This is a genomic window from Acidisphaera sp. S103, assembly GCF_009765975.1.
In the GTDB taxonomy this organism is placed as follows: domain Bacteria; phylum Pseudomonadota; class Alphaproteobacteria; order Acetobacterales; family Acetobacteraceae; genus Rhodopila.
This window is the reverse complement of sequence record NZ_LMUJ01000013.1, coordinates 1-23,983: the sequence shown is the minus strand read 5'-3', so window position 1 is coordinate 23,983 and position 23,983 is coordinate 1. Positions and strand designations below refer to the sequence as shown.

The window sequence follows — 23,983 nt, the reverse complement described above, 5'->3', positions numbered from 1 at the left end:
CCCTGCCATGGCATCGGTCAGCTTCGTTACCGGCGCCAATGACCGAGCCTTCGACCAGTTGTTTTTACTGATGGGCTCGATAAGGCCGCGCTTGGCCGTTACGTGTCCAATCTTACCACTTCATCGGTTCTTTGGGTCGATGCCGACATGATGATTCTGTCCGACATCCTGCCGCTGGTCGAAAGCCTCGATGCCAGCATGCGGGCGGCTGCTTGCCTTCCAGCGGAGCATGGTGCTCGATGCGCTGATCGAGAACCAGCGCCTGCTGACAGCATGCGGTTTTGGAACCAAAGCGTGATGACCAGATGACACAGCCGCGCACCATCCTGGTTACCGGCGCCGCCAGCGGCATCGGCGCGGCGATCTGCCGCGTCATGGCCGGTCCGGGCACCGCCATCCTGGTGCACACGCGCCGCAACCGCGAGGCGGCCGAGACTGTGGCGCAACAGGTGCGCGACGCCGGCGGCCTGGCCGAGGTCGCGTTGGGTGACCTCGCCGACGCCACGGTGGCGGCCCACCTGGTGGCAACGACGATCGACCGCTTCGGCCGCCTGGACGTCCTGGTCAGCAACGCCGGCTTTGCCGACCGGACCCCGCTCGCCGATCTGACGGATCAGGCGCTGACCGACTCCACCCAGGCGATCCAGGGCGCGTTTTTCCGCCTCGCCAGCGCCGCTTTGCCGCATCTCCGCGCCGCCGCCGATGGACGGGTGATCGCGATTTCCAGCTTTGTCGCGCACGCCTTCCGCACCAACCTGACGACATTTCCCGCTTCCGCCGCCGCGAAGGCCGGGCAGGAAGCGCTGGTCCGCGCCCTGGCGATCGAGTTGGGTCCGGCGGGCGTCACGGTCAACGCCGTGGTGCCTGGTTTCATTCGCAAGGATGCCGGCGCCCACCGGGCCATCGCCCCGACCAGCCTGACGACCCAGACCGCCCACATTCCGCTTGGTCGGGTCGGGCTGCCGGAGGAAGTCGCCGTCGTGGTGGCCTTCCTGGCGTCCCCGGCGGCATCCTATGTCACCGGCCAGGCGATCCATGTGGATGGCGGGCTGGTGATCTAAGAAGGCGGGCGGCTTAGCCTTTGAGGGAGGGACGAAAAGGCTACCCCTCCAGCAACCCATCCCGCACAGCCTGCCAACTTGCCTGGTCCGGCGCACAGATCAGGCCGCCCACGGTCTGCGCCGGCCGATACGCCTTGCCATCAAAATGGGCGCTGTACCCGCCGGCCTCCCGATGCAGCAGCCACCCTGGCGCATGATCCCAGGGCATCAGGCGATTGAAGAACAACACATGGCAGAAACCCGCTGCCGCCATCCGATACTCGTGCGCCGCACAGCGAAGCCAGGTGGCCGATCCCAGCCGAGGCAAGTTGTTCAGCACCATCGTCCGCATCGGTTCGGGCAGGAAATGCGTGCCGACGATGCCCTCCATCCGATCCAGCGGTGCCGCGGCCGCGACATGCAGCCGTCGAGGCGGCCGGCCGTCACGACAGAACCACGCGCCACCGCCTTTCACCGCCTGGACGGTGTCCCGGCAGACCGGGTCGTGGATCGCGCCGGCCACGACCTCACCCCGCACGATCGCCGCCGCCATCACCCCGAACAGCGGCAATCCGGCCACGAAATTGCGCGTGCCGTCGATCGGATCGACGACGAACGCCAACGGCGCAGCGTCCAGGCGATCCAGCAGCGACGGATCGGCCGATGCCGCTTCCTCACCCACGATCAGCGCCCCCGGGAAACTGGCCTGTAACGCAGCCGAGATGAGGCGTTCAGCCGCCTCATCCGCCTCGGTCACCGGGTCGAAGATCGAGGATTTATGCCGAATTTCGCCATCCGTCAGCGCCTTGAACCGCGGCATGATCTCGACCCGGGCGGCTTCGGCCAGGATATCCGCAATCCGGACCACGTCCTGTTGCGTGAATGTCATCGCCCGTTTCCTCCGTGGGTCCGGCAGGAACGCCGCCAGGGTCGATCCTACCGCCCGATGGTATCCGTGCCTATGGCCGAGCCGGAGATGATGCGAAATAGTCCTGTGAAGTAATGGGTCGGGATCGCGATGTGGTATCGCCGGATGCTGTGGAGGAACGGTATCAACCTGATGATGTCTGTCCGAGCTGAAGTCGACTGTGCCGGCCGACGTCGATGTTGGCACGTTAGTCTTGTCTTGGGCCGGCGAAGTTCGGACCATCTGATCCGGGACCTTACTGGGGCGGATGGCCCGGACTGACGCCGGGCCATGACGAATCAGGAGGCGCCGGGTCAGAACGTAAAAATTGCATCTCTTCCCAAAATAGAAACCGTCGGCAAGAGACCCTGGCAAGTCCTCCGCCGGCCACGGGTCATCTTGCGGACGGTAATGCCGGTAATAATCCGCATCGAATACAGTCGTCAGGACATGATTTCATGCTGCGATGCACACAGAATGCTATGCTCACGAAATGTTGACCACCATTATATTAAAGCGACTCGGACTTGGTAGAAGTGTTTGATCTTTAGCCGGAGGGATATTGACAAAATGATGTCTTTGTCCGAAACGCTCGCAATGCGCGGAAGCCTCACCACGCGGTGATGGACTTGGCCACAGGGGCGATGCCCAGGAGGGACGATCATGAACGATGTGTGGCAACCGGTTCCCGGAACCCGGTTCTTTTCACGCAACGGCGAGGGGCTATACGAACGTCTGACAAATCAATTGTATCTGCGTGTGGACGACGTCGATGAGACCGACGCACGCGAGGTTTGCACCCGTTTCGCCGAGGCTTTTGAAGCCCGAGCCCCCGTCCGTATGGTCGCCTGACTGGATCGGCGCAACGCCATCCAGTCCAATAACCCGCCGGCGGCCCGGATGCCGCCAAATCAGGACCCCGGCATAAAATCGACGATGAATTCACTGCCGCCATAGTCGGCCTCTGCCGGGATGCGCATCAGGCGCCTCGTTCCCTCTAGTTTTGTGCCTCGCGGCTGCACCGTCACCACGGTCGCTGCTCGAGCCGCTGCCATCGCTTCCGCCACGGTGCCGGCTCGACCGAGTTTTTCCAAATTCTTGGCGGTGGCGAAAACCAGCTTGAACCGCCCCGCCTCGGTGTCCGCCAATGCCTGCGCGGGTGTGATCCATAGGGAGTCCACCGCTTCCCCGCCATCGTGAACCGCCAGATGTTCCGCCGGTGCCTCGGCGAGGAAGAAATGCGTGTCGTAGCGCTTCGGCTGGTTGGTCGGCGTGATCCAATGGGCGAAATGCACCAGAAGATCGGGCGCGGGCTGCAGCCCCTCGGATCCCAGCACGGCATCGAAATCGATCGAGCCCGCGTTCAGCGCGGCGCGGTGCTGATCCTCCAGCCGCGCCAGGGTCGCCGCGTCGATCAGCCGGTCCGTTCCGAGCGGGCGCGCCAGCAGCACGCCACACTCCTCGAAGGTTTCCCGGATCGCGGCGACCCGGAATGCCAGTGCCTCCGGGTCCAGCCCATCCGGGTTCGGGCAGTTGCGGACCGCGAGGTCATGATCGCTGTCTTCCAGCCGCCCGCCGGGAAAAACCAGGGCGCCGGCCGCAAACGCGATGGCATGGTGGCGGACCACCATGAAAACCTCGATCCCCGAGGGTCCGTCGCGCAGCAGCATGATCGTGGCGGCAGGTCTGGCAGTCGCTTCCATGGTCTTTTCCTGTTCAGGCATGATCGCGCGGGACAGAATGCCTGAAGACCGCCGAGTCAGTGCCGTGTTGTACCCGATGGCTGCCTGCCGGTCACGGCTTCAGGCGGCGAATCAACTCCATTGCGTTGGCGGGTGCGCGCACCTTCCTGTCGTTGTCGAAGAACACGAACACATCGCGTTTGCGCGGCCGAGCCTTTCCGCCGACCGGTTCGGCGTCTGCGGGCTCCTCGCCGGCGGCCCAGATTTTGATCCGGCGGCCCCATTCGTCCAGGGCGGCGTTGTCATAGTCGCCGGCCTGCGGCGTCCGCGATCCCAGCAGCCGACAGTAGACGAAGTCAGATGTGACATCCATCAGACGCGGCCAGGCCGCCGAATCAGCACAAACCAAGCCGACGTCGTGCGCTCGCAGCAGGTCAATGAAGGCCTGGCAGCGGAAACTCTCGTGGCGGATCTCGATGGCATGGCGCATCGGGCGCCGTGTTTCGACCTCCAGCCAGGCGGGTGTGCGCAGCGTTTTGTCGTGGCCGCGGCCCAGGCCGGCGGCATGGCCGGTATCGTGCGGCAGCATCTTCAGGAACGCCCCCAGCCGCTCCGGATCGAACCGAAAATTCGGCGGGAACTGCCACAGGATCGGGCCAAGGTGGATACCCAGCCGCAGCAGGCCGGAGGCCAGGAAGTTCGCCAGCGGCACGCGCACGTCGCGCAGCCGCAGAATATGAGTGATGACACGAGGCCCCCTGACCGCGAACACGAAATCCGCCGGCACCTGGTCGGCCCAGCCCGCGAACGTCTCCGGCCGCTGCAAGCCGTAGAACGTATCGTTGATCTCAAGGGTCCGCAGCCGGCTGGCGGCATAAGCCAGTTCCTGTTCGCGCTTGATCTCCTTGGTGTAGAAAATTCCTCGCCACGGCTCGTAGGTCCAGCCGGAAATCCCCACACGGATGATCCCCGCGGTCATCGCGTTTCAATGCGGAGTCGAGTTGGGTTCGCCATGGCACACGATTGTCTGCATATGTAGATTGCATACAATCATCATGTTACAACCATAGATATAATATTTTTGATAAAATACGCGTGAAACGCGGTTTTCGAACCGCGCCCGCAAACCTTATCCCCGGGCGACTATCCCCCGATGCAGGTTGATTACTCCGCCACCGCCACCGCCCCGCGCGGCGTTACCCTCAACACCAGCATGGAGGCCATCAGGCAGGCCAGGCCGCTGGCGATGAATGCCATCATGTAACTGCCGGACAGGCTGCGCACCGCCCCTGCCCCGAACGCCGCCAATGCGCCGCCGACCTGGTGCGCGGCGAAGATCCACGACACGATCACCGGTGCGTCGCGGCGACCGAACACCTCATTGCTCAGCGCGAAGGTCGCCGGTCCGGTGGCGACCCAGTCCAGGCCGTAGAACACCGCGAATGCCGACAGGCTGAGCGGATCGAACCCGCTGAACGGCACGATCACCAGCGACAGGCCGCGCAGCCCGTAATACCAGAACAGCAGCACGCGGGGGCTGTAACGGTCGCACAGCCATCCCGATGCGGTCGACCCGATCAGGCTGAACAGGCCGATCACTGCGAGGATCGAGGCGCCGTTCATCTGGCTGATACCGTGATCGGCGCAATACGCGATCAGATGCGTGTTGATCAGTCCGTTGGTGGAAAAGCCGCAGATCCCGAACGTCAGACACAGCAGCCAGAAATCCATCGATTTCGATGCTCGGTTCAGCGCCCCGAATGCCACGCCGAACGGATTTTCGCCGCTGAACGCCCGGATCGGCTCCACTGCCGTCCCACCATAGGCCGGCAACCCGACCGAGGCCGGGGATTCCGGCAGCAAGAGCATGACCATCGGGATAACCAGCGCGATCGCCGCGGTCAGCGCGATGGACACACCCTGCCAGCCATAGTGCTGCACCAGCAGCGCCAGCAACGGCAGAAAAATCAATTGGCCCGCCGCGTTGGCCGAACTCAGCAGCCCCATCGCCAGGCCGGCGCGATGCACGAACCAGCGATTGGCGACCGCACCGGCAATGCCGACCGCGCCGGCGCCGGAGCCGATGCCGACCATCAGGCCCCAGGTCAGGAACAACTCCCACGGCTGGGTCATGAACGTGGACAGGGCGGTGCCGGTCATCAGGATTGTCAGGCAGCCGATTATGGTGCGCTTCAGGCCGATGACCTGCATCAGGCCGGTCAGGAACGGGCCGGTGGCGCCCAGCAGGATGATGTTGAGCGACACGGCGCCGGAGATCGTCGAGACATCCCATCCGAACGCCTGCTGCAGCGGCACGATCATGACGCCGGGTGCCGCCCGGACGCCGACGCCGGCCAGCATGGCGGTGAACACGACCGCCAGGGTGATCCAGGCATAATGGACACGGCCGGAGCAGGCTCTTGCGATTCTGGCGTGGATCATGGGTGGTTCTTTTCGTTCGGGCGTTGAATTGTAGAACGTTCTTTCTTCCGCTGGATAGTGTTACGTATTGCAACGCGCGCATGGCAGATGCCGGTGTTGTTGGGGATTTCGGGTTGGTGGGGGTGCGCTTGGTGGCTTTTGCTGGCGGAGAAAAAGTAATCAAGCTGACACAGAGTTGCACCGAGGAGGAATGCGTCCTGCCGCATGTAACGGGACAGCCCGCGCCGTGGAGAGGTCGAGAAAGGCAAATCAACGGTGCCAAACGCTATAGTTCTTTCTCAGTGGAACTTTGTGCCAACTCGGTGCGACTCTGTGTGCGCTTGATTACTTTGTCGGGCTCGGGATGAACTTGAGAGGGCGGCACGGAAACCGGAATGTCGGGCACCCTGACACTCTGAAGCGATCGTTTCCCGGCGTTGCCGAACAGCAGAGTGCCCCAGATCGTCACCGCCCGAGACGCTCGCCGTCGGTAAAGCTGCATTTAGGATATTGCTTTTATCGCACCACCCCGGTATAACCCACATTAGAAATAAATCTTATGGATGACGGAATGAGACACATCCTGGAACGCACCTTCCTCTACCCGGGTGACAAGATCTGCGACGCCTGCCACGTGCAAGCTGGCGACGACCGCATGATGATCCGCACCCTGATCAACATGCTGGTGTGGAACTTCGTTGCCCTGCTGATTGTTCTCGTCATTTACTGAAGGCCACCGATGTCCGACGCCGCCCCCCTGATCGCCATAACCGAAGAAGCGATCGCCGTGTTGATCGACCGGTTTTATACCGCAATCCGCCGCGACCCCGTTCTGGGTCCGGTGTTCGAAACCGCGATCGCCGAGGACGCATGGCCGAAACACCTGGCGACGATGCGGAACTTCTGGTCGTCGGTCATGCTGACCTCGGGTCGCTATTCGGGCAATCCGGTGTCGGTGCATCGCGCCGTCCAGAGTCTGGAACGCCCGATGTTCGCGCGCTGGCTGGCGTTGTTCGAGGCCACCGCGACCGATCTGTTCGCGCCAGACCAGGCGGCGTTGTTCGCGGACAAGGCCAATCGCATTGCCACCAGTCTGCAACTCGCGATATTCCACCGGCTGGGGGCGCCGCCGGACGGGCTTGCCCCTCGCCCCGCACCGCAAAACCGAGCGTAGCCATGCGCCTGACCACTTATACCGATTACACGTTGCGTACTTTGATGTATCTGGCGGTCGACACCGGCCGCCCCGCCACCATCGCCGAGATCGCGCGTACCTATCGGATCTCGGAAACCCATCTGATGAAGATCGTGCATCAACTGGGTGTCGCCGGCGACATCGAGACGATACGGGGTCGCAATGGCGGCATCCGCCTGGGCAAGCCGGCCGCCGCGATCAACCTGGGTGCGGTGGTGCGGCGTACCGAACCGGACCTGGAGCTGGTGGCCTGTTTCGGCGACACCGAGACCTGCACCATCGGCGGGGCCTGCGTGCTGCGCACCGCCCTGCACGAGGCGCTCGCGGCATTCCTGGCCGTGCTCGATCGCTACACTCTTGCCGATCTGGTCGCGCCACGGCAGCAACTGGGCGCGCTGCTGGGACTGGTTCCGCACCCGGCGGCGATGCGGGGGATCGCCTGATGGACCCGACGGTCAACGCCTGGCGCAAAGCGCAACGAACGCAGCTTCTGGGGCAGCGGCAATCGCTGTCGCCCGACGACCGCCTGCGCGCGGCGGAGGTCATTGGCGAGCAACTGAGCGCCATCGTCGCCGCGAACGGCATCGTATCGGTCGGGCTGTACTGGCCGATCAAGCAGGAGATCAGCCTGCTGGCCTGGGCCAACGAACTGGCTGGGGAACGCAATGTGGTCCTGTGTCTGCCGGTGGTCGTGACCCCGAAAGAGCCGTTGGAATACTGGCGCTGGACCCAGGGCGAGCCCCTGGCCCGCGGCATCTGGAACATTCCGGTTCCGGCTGAGCGCGACGTGGTGCTGCCCGACCTGATGCTGGCGCCCGTGGTGGGGTTCGACCGAGCGAATTACCGGCTGGGCTACGGCGGCGGCTATTTCGACCGGACCTTGGCCTCACTGCGGCGACGGCCGATGGTCGTTGGGATCGGCTACGCGTTCAGCGCGCTGGAAACGATCTTTCCGCAGACGCACGACATTCCCATGGACGCCGTGCTGACGGACACGCCCATGCCATTGGAGCAACCATGACACCAGACCATTTCGCCAGCACACTGGTCGCCGGCATGCCCGACGCGATCGTCTACGCCGACGCGGCCGGCGCGATCCGCGTCTGGAACGCCGGCGCCACCCGGATGTTCGGCTTCTCGGAGCAGGAGGCGCTGGGCCAATCGCTCGACATCATCATCCCCGCCGGCCTGAAGGCCCGGCACTGGCAGGGCTATCACGAAACCATGCGGACCGGGGAAACCCGTTACGGAGACGGGCAAATCCTGGCGGTCCCGGCCATGCGCAAGGACGGCACGCGGATCTCGGTTGAATTCACCATCGTGCCGTTCACCGGTCCGGACGGGCAAATGGCCGGAATCGCCGCGATCATGCGCGATGCGACGGCGCGGTTCGAGGAACTGCGGTCGCTGCGCAAACAACTCGCGGCGTCGCAGGGTCCGGTCGCGTGACATGAGCTGCCGCCGGCCGCCTGAAGTCGGTTGAGGCTCGTTATCCGTCGCCGCGCGCTTCGCCGGCACCGAAGGACCTGACGCCGGACACACGATCATGAGTTGGCCTTGTTGGTAGAAATCGGCGATGAACGGTTAGCTTTTCGCGGCGTTCCGCTGCCGTCTGAACGATTTCTTAACACCCTTGGCCTATAGGGACCCGCGTGCGTTATCTGACCGACTTCGCGGACCAGGCCGTCATCCTGCCTCTGGTGTTCGCCGTGGCCATCGTCCTCGCGGCACAGGGCTGGCGCAACGGCGCGCTGACCTGGCTGCTGGTCGTCGCCGGCACCTTCGCCGCCACGATCGCCTTCAAGCTGGTTTTCCTGTCGTGCTCCCCGGTGTTCGGCCCGCTGGACGTCCACAGCCCCAGCGGGCACGTCGCCGCGGCGGCCGTGGTGACCGGCGGGCTGGGGGTCATGCTGACCCACCGCCGCACCAGCATCCTGCCGGCCGCCATGCTGGCCGCCATCGCAATCGGCATCTCCCGCCTGGTGCTGGGCACTCACACCGTGCCCGAGGTCCTGTTCGGCGCGCTGATCGGCCTGGCGGGTGCGGCCGCGCTGCTGCGCTTCACCAGCCCCCCGCCCAGATTGCGCCTGACCCCACTGGTCCTGGTGATCATGGTGGTCGCCACGATATTCCACGGCCTGCATCTGCCAGCCGAGGCGGCGATCCGGCACACCGCCCTGCGCGTGACCGACTTCATCCCGGTGTGCCGCGGCACACCGGTGTACCAGCAACTGCTGGCCGACTGAGGATCTCGCTCGGGTAGTGCACCGGGCTGGGTGGGGCTATCATCCAACGCCCGGATGGAGGAAAATAGACGGGAAGCTGACATGCACCCTTACGGCTTACGAGATCGGCGTCGTTATCGTTCTGGCCGCGCTCAACGGCATAGCATGGATGGAGGGAGCGCCCCGGCTGCACGGCCTGACCGTGTTTTCCGCCGGCTTTGCCCTTGGCATGCTTGGGATGTATGTTTCGGCGTGGCTTTACGGATACCGCCGGGTGGCCTGACCTCAAACTGAGTAACCGCCCGCGCGCGACGTTCATGGACATGTGACAGATCGGTTGCTAGAAGCCCGCTTGTTTCCGGCGCCCGACCGGTTCGGCATTCATCGCAGCGGTCCGCCCCATGAAAATCGTAGCCTGCAACAGCAATCGTCCCCTGGCCGAGGCCGTGGCCGAGATCCTGAAGCTGCCGCTGACCAAGGCGTCCATCAGGCGCTTCGCGGATATGGAGGTGTTCGTCGAGATCCAGGAGAACGTCCGCGGCGAGGACGTCTTCGTGATGCAGTCCACGTCCTTCCCCGCCAACGACAACCTGATGGAACTGCTGATCACGCTGGACGCGCTGCGCCGGTCCTCCGCCCGCCGCCTGACCGCCGTCATTCCGTATTTCGGCTACGCCCGGCAGGACCGCAAATCCGCCTCCCGCACCCCGATTTCCGCAAAGCTGGTGGCCAACCTGATCACCGAGGCCGGCGCCAACCGGGTGCTGACCATGGACCTGCACGCCGGCCAGATTCAGGGGTTTTTCGACATTCCGGTGGATAATTTGATCGCCGCGCCGCTGTTCAGCCGCGACATCAAGGAACGCTATGAGGGCCGCGACCTGATGATCGTGTCGCCCGACGTGGGCGGCGTGGTCAGGGCACGCGCCATCGCCACGCGGCTGAACTGCGACCTGGCTATCATCGACAAGCGACGCGAACGGGCCGGCCATTCCGAGGTGATGAACATCATCGGCGACGTCGCCGGCCGCGACTGCCTGCTGGTCGACGACCTGGTGGATTCCGGCGGCACCCACTGCAACGCCGCCGACGCGTTGATCAAGCGCGGTGCCCGGTCCGCCAGCGCCTACGTCACCCATGGCGTGCTGTCCGGCGCCGCCGTCGCCCGCGTCGCGTCGTCTCCGCTGGAGATGATGACGATCACCGACTCGATCATGGCGACCGAGGAGGTGAAGCGCTGCGGCAACATCCGCGAGCTGACGATCGCCCCGCTGCTGGCGGAAGCGATGCGCCGCATCAGCGACGAGAGTTCGGTCAGCTCGCTGTTCGATTGAGCGGCGCGGCCACCGGATCGCCTTCGATCAGCCCCGGTATGCGCTTCAATGTCGCGATCACCTGCGCGGCGGTGATCAGTCTGGTGCATTCGAACTGGCGCGGGGTTCCGGCATGGCGCGGGCACCACAGGTAGTCCTTGTGGTCGAAACGATGGCGCACGTCGTTCCAGCAACTGTTGCAGGCGTGCCAGTTGATGACCCGGTACGGCGTGGTGAACTCATTGGTCGGATGGGTGAAGCCGCTGATCAGCACCACCGGGGTGCCCGCTGCCCAGGCCAGCCAGGATAGGCCGCTGCTGAGACCCACGAACGCGGCAGCATGCCGCAGCCAGCGCGCGCGCTCGATCAGCGGGCGGTCGCCGGTCTCATCCTCCACCCCATGCGGAATGTGGTTCCAGACAATGCCCGAACCGTGCACCGGCTTCTGGTCGATGCAGATCACGCGATAGCCGCTCTCCTTCAGGAACGCGATGACCTCATGCCAGCCGTACGGGTTCGTCCAGTTCTTGCTTTGCGTCGAGCTTTGCGCCGCGATGCAAACATACGGTTCGGCGATCGGCGGCCCCTCATCGGGCAAGCCGAGGCGTGGCGCTTCCTCCGCCGGATCGACGCCAAGGATGTAGCCGGCGGTGCGGTGCAGCCCGACATGGCGGAAATCGGTGGGCTGGTACACGTTCTCCGCGTCGTCGAAGAAGAGGCCCAGGCAATAAGTGGCGTAGGCCGTTTCCGCCAGCTTCTGCTCTGTCAGTTCTTCGTGGGTGACGAAGCGGATGGCGGGGTAGGCGTCGCGCAGCAGAGGGATGAGCAGGCCGGACATCGCGCAGGTCAGCCGGCAGCCATGCACTTCGCCGAACCGGGCGGCGTACGGAAACCATGCCAGGATGTCGCCCAACGTGCCGACCGGGAATTGGATCAGCACGTCGCGGTCGCGTGCGCCGTATTCGTGGGCCAGCACCACGGTAGGCTGACCTGCCGCGTCCAGTTCCCACACCTCGACGCTGAAACGGACGAAGAAACGTTTGGAGGACCTGACGAAGGCGCCCCGGTTCTCCGTCTGGAACAGGATGTTGCCCGTATCCAGGTCGCGAAGACATATGCGCCACTTTCCTTCCGTCCGGGCGGGCAGGACGACGCGCGCGCCGTGGTTGAAATCAAAGCGAATGCCCCTCGGACCAAACTGGGTCGGCAAGTCGGCAGGCGGTGGGTAGGGTCGCTTCCGGTCCGTTTCGGGCGCCTGCGCGGCGGCGGCGGATGGCGTTGCATCAGAGTCTGCCGCGGCCGCGGAGAGAGACTGATCCGGAATTGCGGCGGGCACGTCCATTCGGTCTTGTTCTCTCCTGGTTCTCGCGGTGGGCCTATATCGGCTTGCCAGGGGCCCAGCACAATTGCCTCAGTGCCACGGGCCTATGAATTTTGTGGTTACAGATGGTCTGACCGAACCGAAGATGAGCGCCGTTGTCCTGAACCCGCGTTCATGCGGCGGTGACCGTCCGCATCCGCTGCGCGTAGACGTTGATAATCAGAGCCGCGAGCAAAATAAGCCCACGAATCAATATCTTGAGAAAGCTGTCGATGTTGACGTGGTCGAGCCCGTTGTTCAACACGCCCAGCACGAAGAGGCCGATAATGGTGTTGCCGATACCGCCCTGGCCGCCAAACAGGCTGGTTCCGCCCACCACGACTGCCGAGATACTATCGAGCAGGTACGTGTCGAATTCATTTTGTTGCGCGCTGCCAAAATATGCCACGCCCAACATGCCCGCGACGCCGGAGCACACCGCCGAGATGATCATCACCGCGGACAGGATCGCCCGGACATTGACGCCGGAATACTCGGCCGCCTCGCGATTGCCGCCGGTCATGTAAATGTAGCGGCCGAAGCGCGTGTAGGTGAGGACGATATGGCCCACCAACAGGAAAAGCGCCGCGACGATCACGATCCAGGGCACCGGTCCCAGCGAACGCGACCCCAGGGTCAGGATCAGCGGCGGCACCGTGTAGGCGATCTGCCCGCGCACCAGCAGCGCGCAAATGCCGGCCCCGATCTGTAGCATCGCTAGGGTCATGATGAAGCTGGGAATGCCGATCAACGTCAGGCCGAATGCGTTCACCGCGCCCAATGCGAAGCAGGCCGCCAGCGCGATCAGGATGGCGGCCCAACCGGCAAGCGGGATGTTGGCGATTGTGACGCTGGCATCCTGGGCGGTGAAATAGGCCACCACGATGCCGGTCGCATTGGCGATACTCGCGACCGACAGATCGATCTCCGCGCACAGGATGACGAAGGTCAGCCCCACGGCGATGATGCCGGTCACCGAAATCTGCGTCAGGATGTTTTGCAGGTTGCCGAGCGTGGCGAAGGAATCGCTGGCAGCCCAGAAGAAGGCCACCAGCACGATCAGCGTCACGAACGGCGCGACGTTGCGGAGTTGCCCGCGCAGCCAGTTCGTTACGCCAATCCGGGTTCGGGAGTCACTCATGCGGCTTCCAGCAATCGGTCTTTGCTGACCGGCTCATCGGCGAACTCCCGCACAACGCGGCCTTTCTTCATCACTAAAATCCGATCGGCGAGCGACAGGACCGTTTCGGGTTCGGTCGATACGACCAGGATCGCGATACCTTGGTCTCGCAGGTTCCGCACGATCCTCACCACATCGTCCTTGGCGCCGACATCCATGCCGCGGGTGGGCTCGCTGAGAATCAGCACGCGGGGAAGATGCGTCAGCCACTTGGCAAGCGCGACTTTCTGCTGATTGCCGCCCGACAACGTGCCCAACAGGCGTGCCACGTCGGGCGGCCGGATGTGCAGGTGCTTCACATGTCCGTCGGCGATCCAACGCTCCGAGGCCGGGCGCAGCCACAGGCGGCCAATGCGGCCCAATATCGCTATCGTCACGTTCTTGAACACCGGTTCGGTGCCGAACAGCATCATCTTGCGGCTTTCCGGCAGGAACGCGATCCCCGCCCGCCGCGCCCGGGATGTGGACGAAAGACGCGCGACACGCCCGTCCAGCGCAATGCTTCCGCGATCCGCCCGCAACACACCAAACAGCGTACGCGCCAGCTCGAGCTGGCCAGACCCCAGAAACCCGTAGATTCCCAGGACTTCGCCAGCCCGCACGGACATCGATACGTCGCGGTAGGCACCGGTTCGGGAAAGATTGTCGACCCGCAGCACATCTTTCGCCCCCGGACGGCTGCGTAACGGAATATCGGCGAGGTAGCTTTCCTCCAGTTCCTGGTGCCCGGTGCCGATCATCCGATCGATGATCCAACGTTTGTCGATGCGCGCACAGGTTTCGGTCGCCACCGCATGGCCGTTGCGGAACACCGTCAAACGGTCGCAGACCGACAGCACGTCATCAAGAAAATGCGAGATGAAAATGAGGCTTTTCCCGGACTCCCGCAGTCGCCGCAGCAACCCAAACAGCCGCTCGATCTCCGGTGGCGCGAGGGCCGAGGTGGGTTCATCAAGGATGATGATGCGCGCGCCGGAGAACAGCACGCGAGCGACCTCCACCAATTGCTGCAGGCCGAGCGAGAGGTCGCCCATCCGCGCTCGGAGGTCGACATCGATCCCCAGGTTGGCCAGGTGCGCCGCCGCGCTGCGCCGCATCGCCCGCCAGTCGATCAGCCCGAGGCGTTGCAGGGGCTGCACGCCCAGATGGACATTTTCCGCGACGCTGAGGTCGGGCACGATGGAGAGTTCCTGATGCACCATGCCGATGCCTCGGGTGCGCGCATCGCGCGGCGAGGCGAGGCGCACCGGTCGGCCATCCAATCGCATCTCACCCTGATAGTCGGTGTGCACGCCGGCGATGATTTTCATCAATGTCGATTTGCCGGCGCCGTTTTCGCCGACCAGGCCATGGATCTCCCCCGCCGCCAGGAAGAAGTCCACGCCACCCAGGGCCGTCACGCCGCCAAACGCCTTGGTGATCCCGGAAAGCGCCAGCAGTCCCGGCTGCGTTGGGTCGGACACGGGCGGATCAGATCAGGAAGTGTTCCTCCATCCACATCATGCCTGGTGCGTTGGCTTTGGTAACGACCGGCCCATCGACGATGATGTTCTTGGGGATGCCGCCTTGTCCGGTCTTCTCGCCGGTGACGACGGCCGCGACACCCGCCACGATGGCGCCGCCGTGGATCCGGCAGGACGGGTTGCGGACGGTCGCCAGCATGCGCCCGTCGCTGACCGCGGCCAGCGCGGGCGGCATTGCGTCGCAGCCGCCGATCTTGATCTCGGTGCGGTTGTGCGCCTTCATCACGTTGTAGGCAGCGAGCGCCATGTCGTCGTTGTGGAAGTAGGCGGCACTGATCTTGGGATACTTGGTCAGCAACGTCTCCCAAATACGAGCGACCTTGGTGACGTCCCAATCGGCGGGCTGCGTGTCCAACACCTGGATCTTGGGATATTTCTTAACCACCGATTGAAAGCCGCGCGCCCTGCCCTGCGCCCCGGTGTGACCAAGCGCGCCCTGGGTCATGATCATCGTGCCCTCACCGTCGATGGCGTCGACAAGTGCCTGGGTGACCGAGGAGCCCATGAATTCGTTGTCGGGGGCGAGAAAACTGTGGATGTTGATCGTGTCGAGCGGTGCGATCAGCGTATCCATGTCAATCACCGGCGTGCCGGCGTCAATCAGCTTGTTGACCGGGGCGGTCAGGGTGCCGATGCCGAAGGCCTGGATCGCGACGAAGTCCCATTTCTGCGAGGCCAGGTTGTCGATCGCGGCCCGCTGCTTCTGTGCGGCCAGTTCACCGTCGAACCAGGTCACCTCCACGTTGAACAGTTTTCCCCAGTATTCGGCCGCCTGCTTGCCCTGTGCGCACCAGGTCGCCTGCAGGCCGGCGTTGGAGAATGCGGCCTTCAGCGGCTTGCCGGACCGGCCGGCGACCTTGCCCACCTCCTGCGCCAGCGCCGGATCAAGCCCGAACGCAGCCAGTGCGACGCCGGCGCCTTGCAAGATGCCCCTGCGGTTGGCCATTGGCAGTCCTCCCCGTTTCGTTGGGTCGACGTTAACGCGACCGTGTACGACCGGGCAACCATCTTGGGAGGGGTATCCGCACACACCGGCGCGAGCCAGCAGGCCCTCTTGCACAACGCACCTTGCCGGTGTCCCCCACGCATGCGAACAACAACAAACCCGTTTCTGGACCTGAAGACCGCCATTTGAAGCCCTCGCCCCAAGCAGAACCGCCCCCAACCTGGCAGCTTCGCCAGGCGAACGGCCGAGACGTCCTGACGCTGACAGGCGACTGGATCGCGCAATCCGGCCGCATTCCCGAATTCACCCCCGACACGATTGCGGCAGCCCACACCCTGACCTTGGACGTCGCCGGCGTCACGCGCTGGGACAGCGGGCTGATCGAGTTCCTTTGGGACGCCAAGCGCGCCGCGGCCAGCGCCGGCATCCCGATCGACACCAGCCCCCTGCCCGCCTCCGCCCAGAAGCTGCTCGGCCTGCTGCCCGACAGTGCCACCGGCCGCGTGGCGCCGCCGCGCCGCCGGTTCCGCCCGCTGACCTGGCTGGGTGGCGAAACCATTGGTTTGCTCACCGAACTGGGCATCCTGACCACCCTGCTAGGCGCCGCCGCCACCGGGGGCACCCGCGCCCTGGCCGGCCGGGCGCGCATGCGTGGCGTGGACCTGCTGGCGAATATCGGCGATGCCGGACCGTCCGCGCTGGTGATCGTCAGCACCGTCAATTTTCTGGTGGGCGCCATCCTGGCCTTCGTCGGTGCCGTGCAACTGCGCAAATTCGCCGCCGACATCTATGTCGCCGACCTTGTCGGCCTAGCCTTGGTGCGGGAAATGGCCGCCGTCATGACCGCAATCATCATGGCCGGCCGCACCGGCGGCGCCTATGCCGCGCGCATCGCCACCATGCAGGGCAACGAGGAAATCGACGCTCTGCAGGTCATCGGCATCCCGGTGGCCGATTACATCGTGCTGCCGTCGATCCTGGCGCTGGTGTTCACGATGCCGTTCCTTTACCTGTACGGCTGCCTCGTCGGCATGTTCGGCGGCTTTGTCGTCGCCCTCGCCATGCTGAGCGTCACCGGTCCCGGTTATTTGAACGAGACGCTGAACGCCGTCGCCTTCAGCCAGTTCATCTTCGGCTTCGTCAAAAGTATCGCCTTCGCCATCCTGATCGGGGTCACCAGTTGCCGCATCGGCCTGAAGGCAGGCCGCAGCGCCGCGGACGTCGGCACCGCGGCGACCAACGCCGTCGTCACCGGCATCGTCGGGGTCATCGCCCTGGACGCGATCTTCGCCGTTCTCGCCAATGTGGTGGGGCTATGACCGACACGCCCTTGCTGTCCGCGCGTGGCGTCACCCTCGCCTTCGGCCCCAAGGTCATCCAGCACGACCTGTCGTTCGACGTCCGCCGCGGCAGCATCTTCGCCGTGATGGGCGGCAGCGGCTGCGGCAAAAGCACGGTGCTGAAAGCCATGGTCGGCCTGCTGCGCCCCACCGCCGGCAGCATCCGGGTGGAACAGGAGGACTACTGGGCCGCCCCCGAATCCCGCCGCACCGAAATCGGCCGCCGCTTCGGCGTCCTGTTCCAGAGCGGCGCGCTGTGGAGTGCCCTGACCGTCGGCGAAAACGTCGCCCTGCCGCTGCGCATGTTCACCCGCCTGAACGACGCCGCCATCGCCCGCATGGTGCGCCTGAAACTCAGCCTGGTGGGGATGGAACACGCGCTGGATCAGTTGCCGTCCGAACTGAGTGGCGGCATGCGCAAGCGGGCTGGGCTGGCGCGGGCGCTCGCCATGGACCCGGACGTGCTGTTCTTCGATGAGCCGTCGGCCGGGCTGGATCCGATCACGTCCAGCCGGCTCGACGATCTGATCCTGAATTTGCGCGACGGGCTGGGTGCCACCATCGTCATCGTCAGCCACGAACTGCCCAGCCTGTTCGCCATCGCCGATGACGGAGTCTTTCTCGACGCCGAAACGAAAACCGCGATCGCCCATGGCAGCCCCGCGTCGTTGCGTGATACTTCCCCCATCCCGCAAGTTGAGGCATTCATGCGGCGCGAGCGTCCCGAAGCCCTGACCGATGGGAAACACCCCCCGTCATGAACGCCAACAGACAAACCGCCGTCGGCGCCTTCGTCCTGGGCGGCCTCGTGCTGGGCCTGGCCGCCATCGTCATGTTCGGCAAGTTCAACCTGTTCAACCCCAGCATCCGAGCGGCCGTCATCTTCCAGAATTCGATCGCCGGGCTGTCGGTCGGCGCACCCGTAACGTTCCGCGGCGTCCGCGTCGGCGCGGTGGACGGCATCGGCATTCAATACGATACGAAAACCAGAATCGCCTATATCCCCGTAACGGTCACCATCGATCCCGGCCACGCCATCCTGGGCAAGCGCGGCGGCGACACCATCGACCTGCCGGACCTCGTCGCCCACGGCCTGCGCGCCGAATTGAACGTGCAGAGCTTCGTCACCGGCCAGTCGGAGATCGACCTCGATTTCGACCCCACCTCCCCGCCGATCCTGCACGAGGACGTCACCAAACTGCCGGAAATCCCCACCAGGCAGTCGACGTTCCAGAGGGCGACGGAACAGCTCAGCCAGCTTCCCCTGCGGCAACTGGCGGACGACACCACCGCGACCCTGAGAAGCCTGCGCGGGGTGACGGAGAAACTGAACACCAATCTGCCGCCGGTGATCGACAGCCTGAAGACCACGCTGGACAAATCCGGACAGACCGTCGACACCGTCAACCAGGCGATCAAGACGCTGCAATCCCGCCTGGACACCACCCTGGCCGCCATCACTCAGGTCGCCGACACCGGCAGCCAGCAGCTGACCCAGCGCGGCGCCGAACTGCATACCCTGCTGATGACCACCAACCAGTCCATCACGCAAATGCACGGGCTGCTCGGCGACCTGAAGAGCATAACGTCCGATCGCGCTGCCGACCGAGCGAATGTCGACGCCACGCTGCGCGACCTTGCCGCCGCCGCCGCGTCCTTGCGCGGCTTCGCCAACGACGTCGAGCATAACCCGCAACTTTTGCTGACCGGACGCAAACCATGAAACGAATATCGTTTCTTCCGTGGGTGGCGGCCCTGCTGCTGGCTTCGTGCGCCTCGCCACCACTGAGCCTTTACACGCTGGGCACGTCACCCGCCGCCCCGGAGGCCGCCCCGCTTGGTTCCCACCCCATGGTCATCACCGTTGCCCGGGTGACGATGCCCGATGAACTCGATACCGAGGACCTTGTCGTTCGTGACGGCAGCACGCTGCGCCGCAGCACCAAGGGCCGGTGGGCCAGCCGGATGTCGCTGGGGATCACCGACCGGCTGACCCAGCGCCTGGCCGAACGCCGCCCGGACGCACTGGTGACCGACCGTCCGCTGGCCGACACCCCGACCGACCGCATCCAGGTCAACATCGGCCGGCTGGACGTGACCGCCGCCGGCACCGCCACGCTGGACGCCGACTGGGTGATCGTGCCGCGTGATCCCAAGATCCCGACACGCCGCGACCGCGGCCATTTCACCGCCACCGGACCGGTCGCGAACGATGCGGATGTGGTGGCGTTGCTGGGGAAGGTGCTGGACCAGTTGGCCGCCGCGATCCAGTTAGGGCGGCCATAAGGGCCTGACAGTTGCCTAGGTCGGCCGTTCCGCTGCCGTCGTCGCCGGGCACCTGCGCCGGAAATGGGCAACGTCTCTGCGAATAACCCCGAGACGACGAAAGAATATTTCGTCCAGGCGCCACCACACGTAACGCCAATCACAGGGATCACGGCTTGAATACCGGCACCACAAGCAGTTAACCACAATCTGGTTAACGGTACCTATTGCGTTGCACCATCTATCTTTTCCGCCCTGGCATCCTTGTCGAACCTGCCGATATACCGCTAGTCAGCCATGAACCGGACTGGCAACCGAAGCGGGAGACGTCACCATGGCGCAGGCAGCCGAGGCGCGGAAGCGCGGTAAGACCAAGGACAAGGCGGTCGATCAGCAGACGCTGCTGAAAGCCTACCGCACCATGCTGCTGATCCGGCGGTTCGAGGAGAAGGCCGGGCAACTCTACGGCATGGGTCTGATCGGCGGGTTCTGCCACCTGTATATCGGCCAGGAAGCCGTCGTCGTCGGCATGCAGTTGGCGATCAGCGACGGCGATGAGGTCATCACGTCATACCGCGATCACGGCCATATGCTCGCCACCGGCATGGAGGCCCGCGGCGTGATGGCGGAGCTGACCGGCCGGTCGGGCGGTTACTCGCACGGCAAGGGCGGGTCCATGCACATGTTCAGCAAGGAGAAGAACTTCTTCGGCGGGCATGGCATCGTCGGTGCCCAGGTCAGCCTGGGCAACGGGCTGGCGTTCAGCAACTGGTATCGCGGTAACGACCGCGTCGCGCTGACCTATTTCGGTGAGGGTGCGTCCAACCAGGGCCAGGTGTTCGAGAGCTTCAACATTGCCGCGCTGATGAAGCTGCCCACCGTCTTCGTCATCGAGAACAATAAGTACGGCATGGGCACCTCGGTGGAGCGGGCCTCGGCCAGCCACGATCTGTCGAAGAACGGCGCGCCCTGGGGCATCGCCGGGGCGCAGGTCGATGGTATGGACGTGCTGGCGGTGAAGGAAGCCGCCGATATCGCCGTGGCGCATTGCCGAGCGGGTAAGGGGCCGTATTTGTTGGAGGTGAAGACTTACCGGTATCGTGGGCACTCCATGTCCGACCCGGCGAAATACCGCACGCGGGAGGAAGTGCAGATGATGCGCACGCAGCACGACTGCATCGAGAACGCGCGTCACCGGCTGGAGGAGCTGGATGTGGAGGAAAAGACCTTCAAATCCATCGATGACGAGATCAAGTCCATCGTCCAGGACGCCGCCGATTACGCCCAAAGCAGCCCGGAGCCCGAGTTGTCCGAACTCTTCACCGACGTGCTGGTGGAGGGCTAAGCCATGTCCACCCAGATCCTGATGCCGGCTTTGTCGCCCACCATGACCGAGGGCAAGCTGGCGCGCTGGCTGAAAAACGTTGGTGACGACGTGAAGGCCGGCGACGTGATCGCCGAGATCGAGACCGACAAGGCGACCATGGAGGTCGAGGCGGTGGATGAGGGCAAGCTGGCCCGAATCCTGGTTGAGGAAGGCACCGAGGGCGTCGCCGTCAACACGCCGATCGCGGTGCTGGGCGCCGATGGCGAGGATGTCTCGGCGGAGCCGGCGGCGGCACCGCAGGCCAAGGCGCCGGCCGAACCGAAGGCCGAGGCCCCTGCCCCGGCGAAGGTTCCAGAACCGGCCGTCGCCGAAGCAGCGCCGGAGAAGGATTGGGGTCCGACCAAGCCGATCACCGTCCGCGAGGCTCTGCGTGACGCCATGGCGCTGGAGATGCGCCGCGACCCCGACGTGTTCCTGATCGGCGAGGAAGTCGCGCAGTACCAGGGTGCCTACAAGATCAGCCAGGGTCTACTGGATGAATTCGGCGCCCGCCGCGTCATCGATACCCCGATCACCGAACACGGTTTCACCGGCATGTCGGTTGGCGCCGCGTTGAACGGATTGCGGCCGATCGTCGAGTTCATGACCTTCAACTTCGCCATGCAGGCGATGGACCAGATTATTAATAGTGCCGCCAAGACGCTGTACATGTCGGGAGGCCAGATGGGCTGTCCGATCGTGTTCCGCGGGCCGAACGGGGCGGCGTCCCGGGTGGGGGCGCAGCATTCGCAGTGCTATGCCAGTTGGTATGCGCATGTGCCGGGGCTGAAGGTGGTCTCGCCGTGGTCGTCGGCTGATGCCAAGGGGTTGTTGCGGGCCGCCATTCGCGATCCGAACCCGGTGATCGTGCTGGAGAACGAAATTCTTTATGGCCAGACGTTCGATTGCCCGGTGGATGACGAGTTCATCCTGCCGATCGGCAAGGCGAAGATCGAGCGCGCCGGCAAGGACGTTACCATTGTCGCGTTCAGCATCATGGTCGGCGTCGCCCTAAAAGCGGCCGAGGCGCTGGCCGAACAGGGCATCGAGGCCGAGGTGATCAACCTGCGCTCGCTGCGGCCGCTGGATACGGCGACGATCGTGGAGAGCGTGAAGAAGACCAACCGCCTGGTCACGGTGGAAGAAGGCTGGCCGTTCGCCGGCATCGGCGCCGAGATCGCCATGCAGATCACCGAACACGCCTTCGACTGGCTGGATGCACCGCCAGTGCGGGTGCATGGGCTGGATGTGCCCCTTCCCTATGCCGCGAATCTGGAGAAACTCGCGCTGCCGCAGCCCGATTGGGTGGTGGCGGCGGTGAAGAAGATCGTCTGACGGGGGATCCGACCATGGCAACCAACATCCTGATGCCGGCGCTGAGCCCGACCATGACCGAGGGTACACTCGCCCGCTGGCTGAAGAAGGAAGGCGAAACCATCAAGGCCGGCGACGTCATCGCCGAGATTGAGACCGACAAGGCCACCATGGAGGTCGAGGCGGTCGACGAGGGCGTGCTGGGCAAGATCCTGATCGGCGACGGCACCGAGAACGTGAAGGTGAACGCCCCGATCGCTATCCTGGTGGATGCTGGCGAGGCGGTACCGGACGCGGCACTTGCCCCCAAGTCGGCTGCCGCGCCGGAACCGGCGAAGCCCGAAGCCCCAAAGCCGGAGGCGGTGAAGCCGGTCGCGCCACCACCGGCGCCCGCACCCGCGGCGAAGGCCGCCAACGGGCATGCGGGGGGAGATCGGATTTTCGCGTCGCCGCTTGCTCGCCGCATGGCAGCCCAGGTCGGCATCGATCTGTCTGCGCTGACCGGTAGCGGCCCCAATGGCCGGATCGTTCGCGCCGATATCGAGGCGGCGCAGAAAGGTGGGTCGGCCGCGGCAGCTCCAGCACCGGTCCAGGCGCCCGCACCGACCCCTGCTGCGAAGGCCCCGGCAGCGGCCATCACCGCCCCGCACAAGCTGGTCCCCCACACATCGATGCGGAAGGTCATCGCCCGCCGGCTGACCGAGGCTCGGCAGACCATCCCGCAGTTCTACGTGTCGATGGACATCCAGATCGACGCGATGATCGCTCTGCTCGCGCAGTTGAACGCCAAGTCGCCGCCGAAGGACTCGCCCGGTGCGTATCTGGTGACCATCAACGACATGGTGATCAAGGCCGCGGCGACGACGTTGCGAAAGGTCCCGGGCGTCAACGCCAGTTGGACCGAGGACGCGATGGCGCTCTACGAGGACGTTGATATCAGCGTCGCCGTGTCCATCCCGGACGGACTGATCACGCCGATCATCCGGCACGCCGATCATAAGGGGCTGGCGACGATCAGCCGGGAGATGAAGGACCTCGCCGGCCGCGCCCGAGCGGGGAAGTTGAAACCGGAGGAATTCCAGGGCGGCGGGTTCTCGATCTCCAACATGGGGATGTTCGGCGTGTCGGCGTTCACCGCGATCATCAACCCGCCGCAGTCGGCCATCCTGGCCGTGGCAGCCGGTCAGAAACGCCCGGTCGTCAACGCCGCCGGCGAACTGGCGGTCGCGACAGTGATGACGTGCACCCTGTCGGTGGATCACCGCGTCGCCGATGGCGTCCTGGGGGCGACCTGGATGCGGACGTTCAAACAGGTGGTGGAGGACCCGCTGAGCTTGCTGCTGTAGGAGCACCCTCTATCGTCATGGCCGGGCGTGTCCCGGCCATCCACGCACCGACGGACCATCCAAAGGCGGTGTGATGCAAGACAAGGGCGGCTGGATCTACCTTCTGACCAACCGCCCGAATGGCACTCTCTACGTCGGCGTGACGAATGATCTGATGCGACGGATCTGGGAACATCGAAACGGCGCAAGCGATGGATTCACCCGGAGGTACTACCTGAAACGACTGGTCTACTTCGAACACCACGACAGCATCCAATCCGCGATCCAGCGCGAGACAAACATCAAGCGTTGGCCCAGGCAATGGAAGATCAACCTGATCACGAAGGATAATCCTGAGTGGAACGACCTCTACGGACAGATGCTGTGATGGCGGGTCGGCGCGAGCGTATCCGTCATGGCCGGCATCCTCTCCCCGTCATAGCCGGGCGTGTCCCGGCCATCCGCGCTTCATCCGTCGGTGCGAAGATGGCCGGGACACGCCCACGGTTGTCTGGCACGTTTCTTGATATGATACGGTATCAGACTGTCTCATATCAGGACACCCTGTCCGGGCACGCCCT

At 64.6% G+C, this 23,983-nt stretch carries 25 protein-coding genes; 17 read left to right on the top strand and 8 right to left on the bottom strand.

Features of this window, described 5'->3' with window-relative positions:
* Window positions 1–305: 305 nt before the first annotated feature.
* On the top strand, window positions 306–1,061 hold the full coding sequence (locus GSQ89_RS00780) for an SDR family NAD(P)-dependent oxidoreductase (RefSeq protein WP_158921019.1): 756 nt from the start codon (window positions 306–308) through the stop codon (window positions 1,059–1,061).
* A 40-nt stretch (window positions 1,062–1,101) separates the two neighbouring features.
* Here the strand turns inward: GSQ89_RS00780 and GSQ89_RS00775 are convergent, their stop codons facing one another.
* The gene (locus GSQ89_RS00775; protein ID WP_158921017.1) at window positions 1,102–1,929 is read right to left on the bottom strand and encodes an inositol monophosphatase family protein; all 828 of its coding nucleotides are present in this window, start codon (window positions 1,927–1,929) and stop codon (window positions 1,102–1,104) included.
* 681 nt (window positions 1,930–2,610) lie between these two features.
* Between GSQ89_RS00775 and GSQ89_RS00770 the strand changes: the two genes are divergently transcribed.
* On the top strand, window positions 2,611–2,799 hold the full coding sequence (locus tag GSQ89_RS00770) for a hypothetical protein (protein ID WP_158921015.1): 189 nt from the start codon (window positions 2,611–2,613) through the stop codon (window positions 2,797–2,799).
* Between the two features lie 59 nt (window positions 2,800–2,858).
* On the opposite strand, the gene GSQ89_RS00765 is transcribed toward GSQ89_RS00770, so the two are convergent.
* The 3 genes from GSQ89_RS00765 to GSQ89_RS00755 all read right to left on the bottom strand — a co-directional run bounded on the left by GSQ89_RS00765 (window position 2,859) and on the right by GSQ89_RS00755 (window position 6,071).
* Window positions 2,859–3,650 (bottom strand): NUDIX hydrolase, encoded by a 792-nt coding sequence (locus GSQ89_RS00765; RefSeq protein ID WP_158921013.1) that lies wholly within the window; start codon window positions 3,648–3,650, stop codon window positions 2,859–2,861.
* A 91-nt stretch (window positions 3,651–3,741) separates the two neighbouring features.
* Window positions 3,742–4,608 carry a DUF72 domain-containing protein gene (locus tag GSQ89_RS00760; RefSeq protein ID WP_158921011.1) on the bottom strand — a complete coding sequence of 289 codons (867 nt, stop codon included), beginning with the start codon at window positions 4,606–4,608 and terminating at the stop codon, window positions 3,742–3,744.
* A 185-nt stretch (window positions 4,609–4,793) separates the two neighbouring features.
* Window positions 4,794–6,071, bottom strand: coding sequence for an MFS transporter (locus GSQ89_RS00755; RefSeq protein WP_158921009.1), 1,278 nt, complete (start codon window positions 6,069–6,071; stop codon window positions 4,794–4,796).
* Between the two features lie 550 nt (window positions 6,072–6,621).
* Here GSQ89_RS00755 and GSQ89_RS00750 point away from each other — a divergent pair.
* The 7 genes from GSQ89_RS00750 (at window position 6,622) to GSQ89_RS00720 (ending at window position 10,804) form a co-directional block, all read left to right on the top strand.
* On the top strand, window positions 6,622–6,780 hold the full coding sequence (locus GSQ89_RS00750) for a hypothetical protein (protein ID WP_158921007.1): 159 nt from the start codon (window positions 6,622–6,624) through the stop codon (window positions 6,778–6,780).
* Window positions 6,781–6,789: 9 nt separating this feature from the next.
* Window positions 6,790–7,224 (top strand): group III truncated hemoglobin, encoded by a 435-nt coding sequence (locus GSQ89_RS00745; RefSeq protein WP_158921005.1) that lies wholly within the window; start codon window positions 6,790–6,792, stop codon window positions 7,222–7,224.
* A 2-nt stretch (window positions 7,225–7,226) separates the two neighbouring features.
* Window positions 7,227–7,688: an Rrf2 family transcriptional regulator gene (locus GSQ89_RS00740; protein ID WP_158921003.1), complete on the top strand. Its 462-nt coding sequence runs from the start codon at window positions 7,227–7,229 to the stop codon at window positions 7,686–7,688.
* Window positions 7,688–8,266, top strand: coding sequence for a 5-formyltetrahydrofolate cyclo-ligase (locus GSQ89_RS00735; protein WP_158921001.1), 579 nt, complete (start codon window positions 7,688–7,690; stop codon window positions 8,264–8,266). The genes GSQ89_RS00740 and GSQ89_RS00735 overlap by 1 nt, the downstream gene beginning before the upstream one ends.
* Window positions 8,263–8,694: a PAS domain S-box protein gene (locus tag GSQ89_RS00730; RefSeq protein ID WP_158920999.1), complete on the top strand. Its 432-nt coding sequence runs from the start codon at window positions 8,263–8,265 to the stop codon at window positions 8,692–8,694. Before GSQ89_RS00735 ends, GSQ89_RS00730 begins: the two co-directional genes overlap by 4 nt.
* Before the next feature lie 203 nt (window positions 8,695–8,897).
* Window positions 8,898–9,491 carry a phosphatase PAP2 family protein gene (locus GSQ89_RS00725; protein ID WP_158920997.1) on the top strand — a complete coding sequence of 198 codons (594 nt, stop codon included), beginning with the start codon at window positions 8,898–8,900 and terminating at the stop codon, window positions 9,489–9,491.
* A gap of 380 nt (window positions 9,492–9,871) precedes the next feature.
* A complete protein-coding gene (locus GSQ89_RS00720; protein ID WP_158920995.1) occupies window positions 9,872–10,804 on the top strand; it encodes a ribose-phosphate pyrophosphokinase in 933 nt (310 codons plus the stop codon).
* Here GSQ89_RS00720 and GSQ89_RS00715 read toward each other — a convergent pair.
* The 4 genes from GSQ89_RS00715 to GSQ89_RS00700 form a co-directional block, all read right to left on the bottom strand.
* The gene (locus GSQ89_RS00715; RefSeq protein WP_158920993.1) at window positions 10,785–12,125 is read right to left on the bottom strand and encodes an autotransporter strand-loop-strand O-heptosyltransferase; all 1,341 of its coding nucleotides are present in this window, start codon (window positions 12,123–12,125) and stop codon (window positions 10,785–10,787) included. The genes GSQ89_RS00720 and GSQ89_RS00715 overlap by 20 nt on opposite strands.
* A gap of 151 nt (window positions 12,126–12,276) precedes the next feature.
* Window positions 12,277–13,284 carry an ABC transporter permease gene (locus tag GSQ89_RS00710; RefSeq protein WP_158920991.1) on the bottom strand — a complete coding sequence of 336 codons (1,008 nt, stop codon included), beginning with the start codon at window positions 13,282–13,284 and terminating at the stop codon, window positions 12,277–12,279.
* The gene (locus tag GSQ89_RS00705; RefSeq protein ID WP_158920989.1) at window positions 13,281–14,786 is read right to left on the bottom strand and encodes a sugar ABC transporter ATP-binding protein; all 1,506 of its coding nucleotides are present in this window, start codon (window positions 14,784–14,786) and stop codon (window positions 13,281–13,283) included. Before GSQ89_RS00705 ends, GSQ89_RS00710 begins: the two co-directional genes overlap by 4 nt.
* A gap of 7 nt (window positions 14,787–14,793) precedes the next feature.
* Window positions 14,794–15,792, bottom strand: coding sequence for a sugar ABC transporter substrate-binding protein (locus GSQ89_RS00700; RefSeq protein WP_158920987.1), 999 nt, complete (start codon window positions 15,790–15,792; stop codon window positions 14,794–14,796).
* A 185-nt stretch (window positions 15,793–15,977) separates the two neighbouring features.
* Here GSQ89_RS00700 and GSQ89_RS00695 point away from each other — a divergent pair, with 185 nt between their 5' ends.
* From GSQ89_RS00695 to GSQ89_RS00660, 8 genes are all read left to right on the top strand, one after another.
* Window positions 15,978–17,111 carry an ABC transporter permease gene (locus GSQ89_RS00695; RefSeq protein ID WP_158920985.1) on the top strand — a complete coding sequence of 378 codons (1,134 nt, stop codon included), beginning with the start codon at window positions 15,978–15,980 and terminating at the stop codon, window positions 17,109–17,111.
* Window positions 17,108–17,893, top strand: a complete 786-nt coding sequence (locus GSQ89_RS00690; protein WP_158920983.1) for an ABC transporter ATP-binding protein — start codon at window positions 17,108–17,110, stop codon at window positions 17,891–17,893. Before GSQ89_RS00695 ends, GSQ89_RS00690 begins: the two co-directional genes overlap by 4 nt.
* Window positions 17,890–18,855, top strand: coding sequence for an MlaD family protein (locus tag GSQ89_RS00685; RefSeq protein ID WP_158920981.1), 966 nt, complete (start codon window positions 17,890–17,892; stop codon window positions 18,853–18,855). Before GSQ89_RS00690 ends, GSQ89_RS00685 begins: the two co-directional genes overlap by 4 nt.
* Window positions 18,852–19,418, top strand: coding sequence for a membrane integrity-associated transporter subunit PqiC (locus GSQ89_RS00680; protein WP_158920979.1), 567 nt, complete (start codon window positions 18,852–18,854; stop codon window positions 19,416–19,418). Before GSQ89_RS00685 ends, GSQ89_RS00680 begins: the two co-directional genes overlap by 4 nt.
* 313 nt (window positions 19,419–19,731) lie before the next feature.
* The gene (pdhA, locus tag GSQ89_RS00675; protein ID WP_158920977.1) at window positions 19,732–20,742 is read left to right on the top strand and encodes a pyruvate dehydrogenase (acetyl-transferring) E1 component subunit alpha; all 1,011 of its coding nucleotides are present in this window, start codon (window positions 19,732–19,734) and stop codon (window positions 20,740–20,742) included.
* A 3-nt stretch (window positions 20,743–20,745) separates the two neighbouring features.
* Window positions 20,746–22,098: a pyruvate dehydrogenase complex E1 component subunit beta gene (locus GSQ89_RS00670; RefSeq protein WP_158920975.1), complete on the top strand. Its 1,353-nt coding sequence runs from the start codon at window positions 20,746–20,748 to the stop codon at window positions 22,096–22,098.
* A gap of 14 nt (window positions 22,099–22,112) precedes the next feature.
* The gene (locus GSQ89_RS00665) at window positions 22,113–23,423 is read left to right on the top strand and encodes a pyruvate dehydrogenase complex dihydrolipoamide acetyltransferase (protein ID WP_158920973.1); all 1,311 of its coding nucleotides are present in this window, start codon (window positions 22,113–22,115) and stop codon (window positions 23,421–23,423) included.
* Window positions 23,424–23,496: 73 nt separating this feature from the next.
* Window positions 23,497–23,790: a GIY-YIG nuclease family protein gene (locus GSQ89_RS00660; RefSeq protein ID WP_158920971.1), complete on the top strand. Its 294-nt coding sequence runs from the start codon at window positions 23,497–23,499 to the stop codon at window positions 23,788–23,790.
* The last annotated feature ends 193 nt before the right edge of the window (window positions 23,791–23,983 follow it).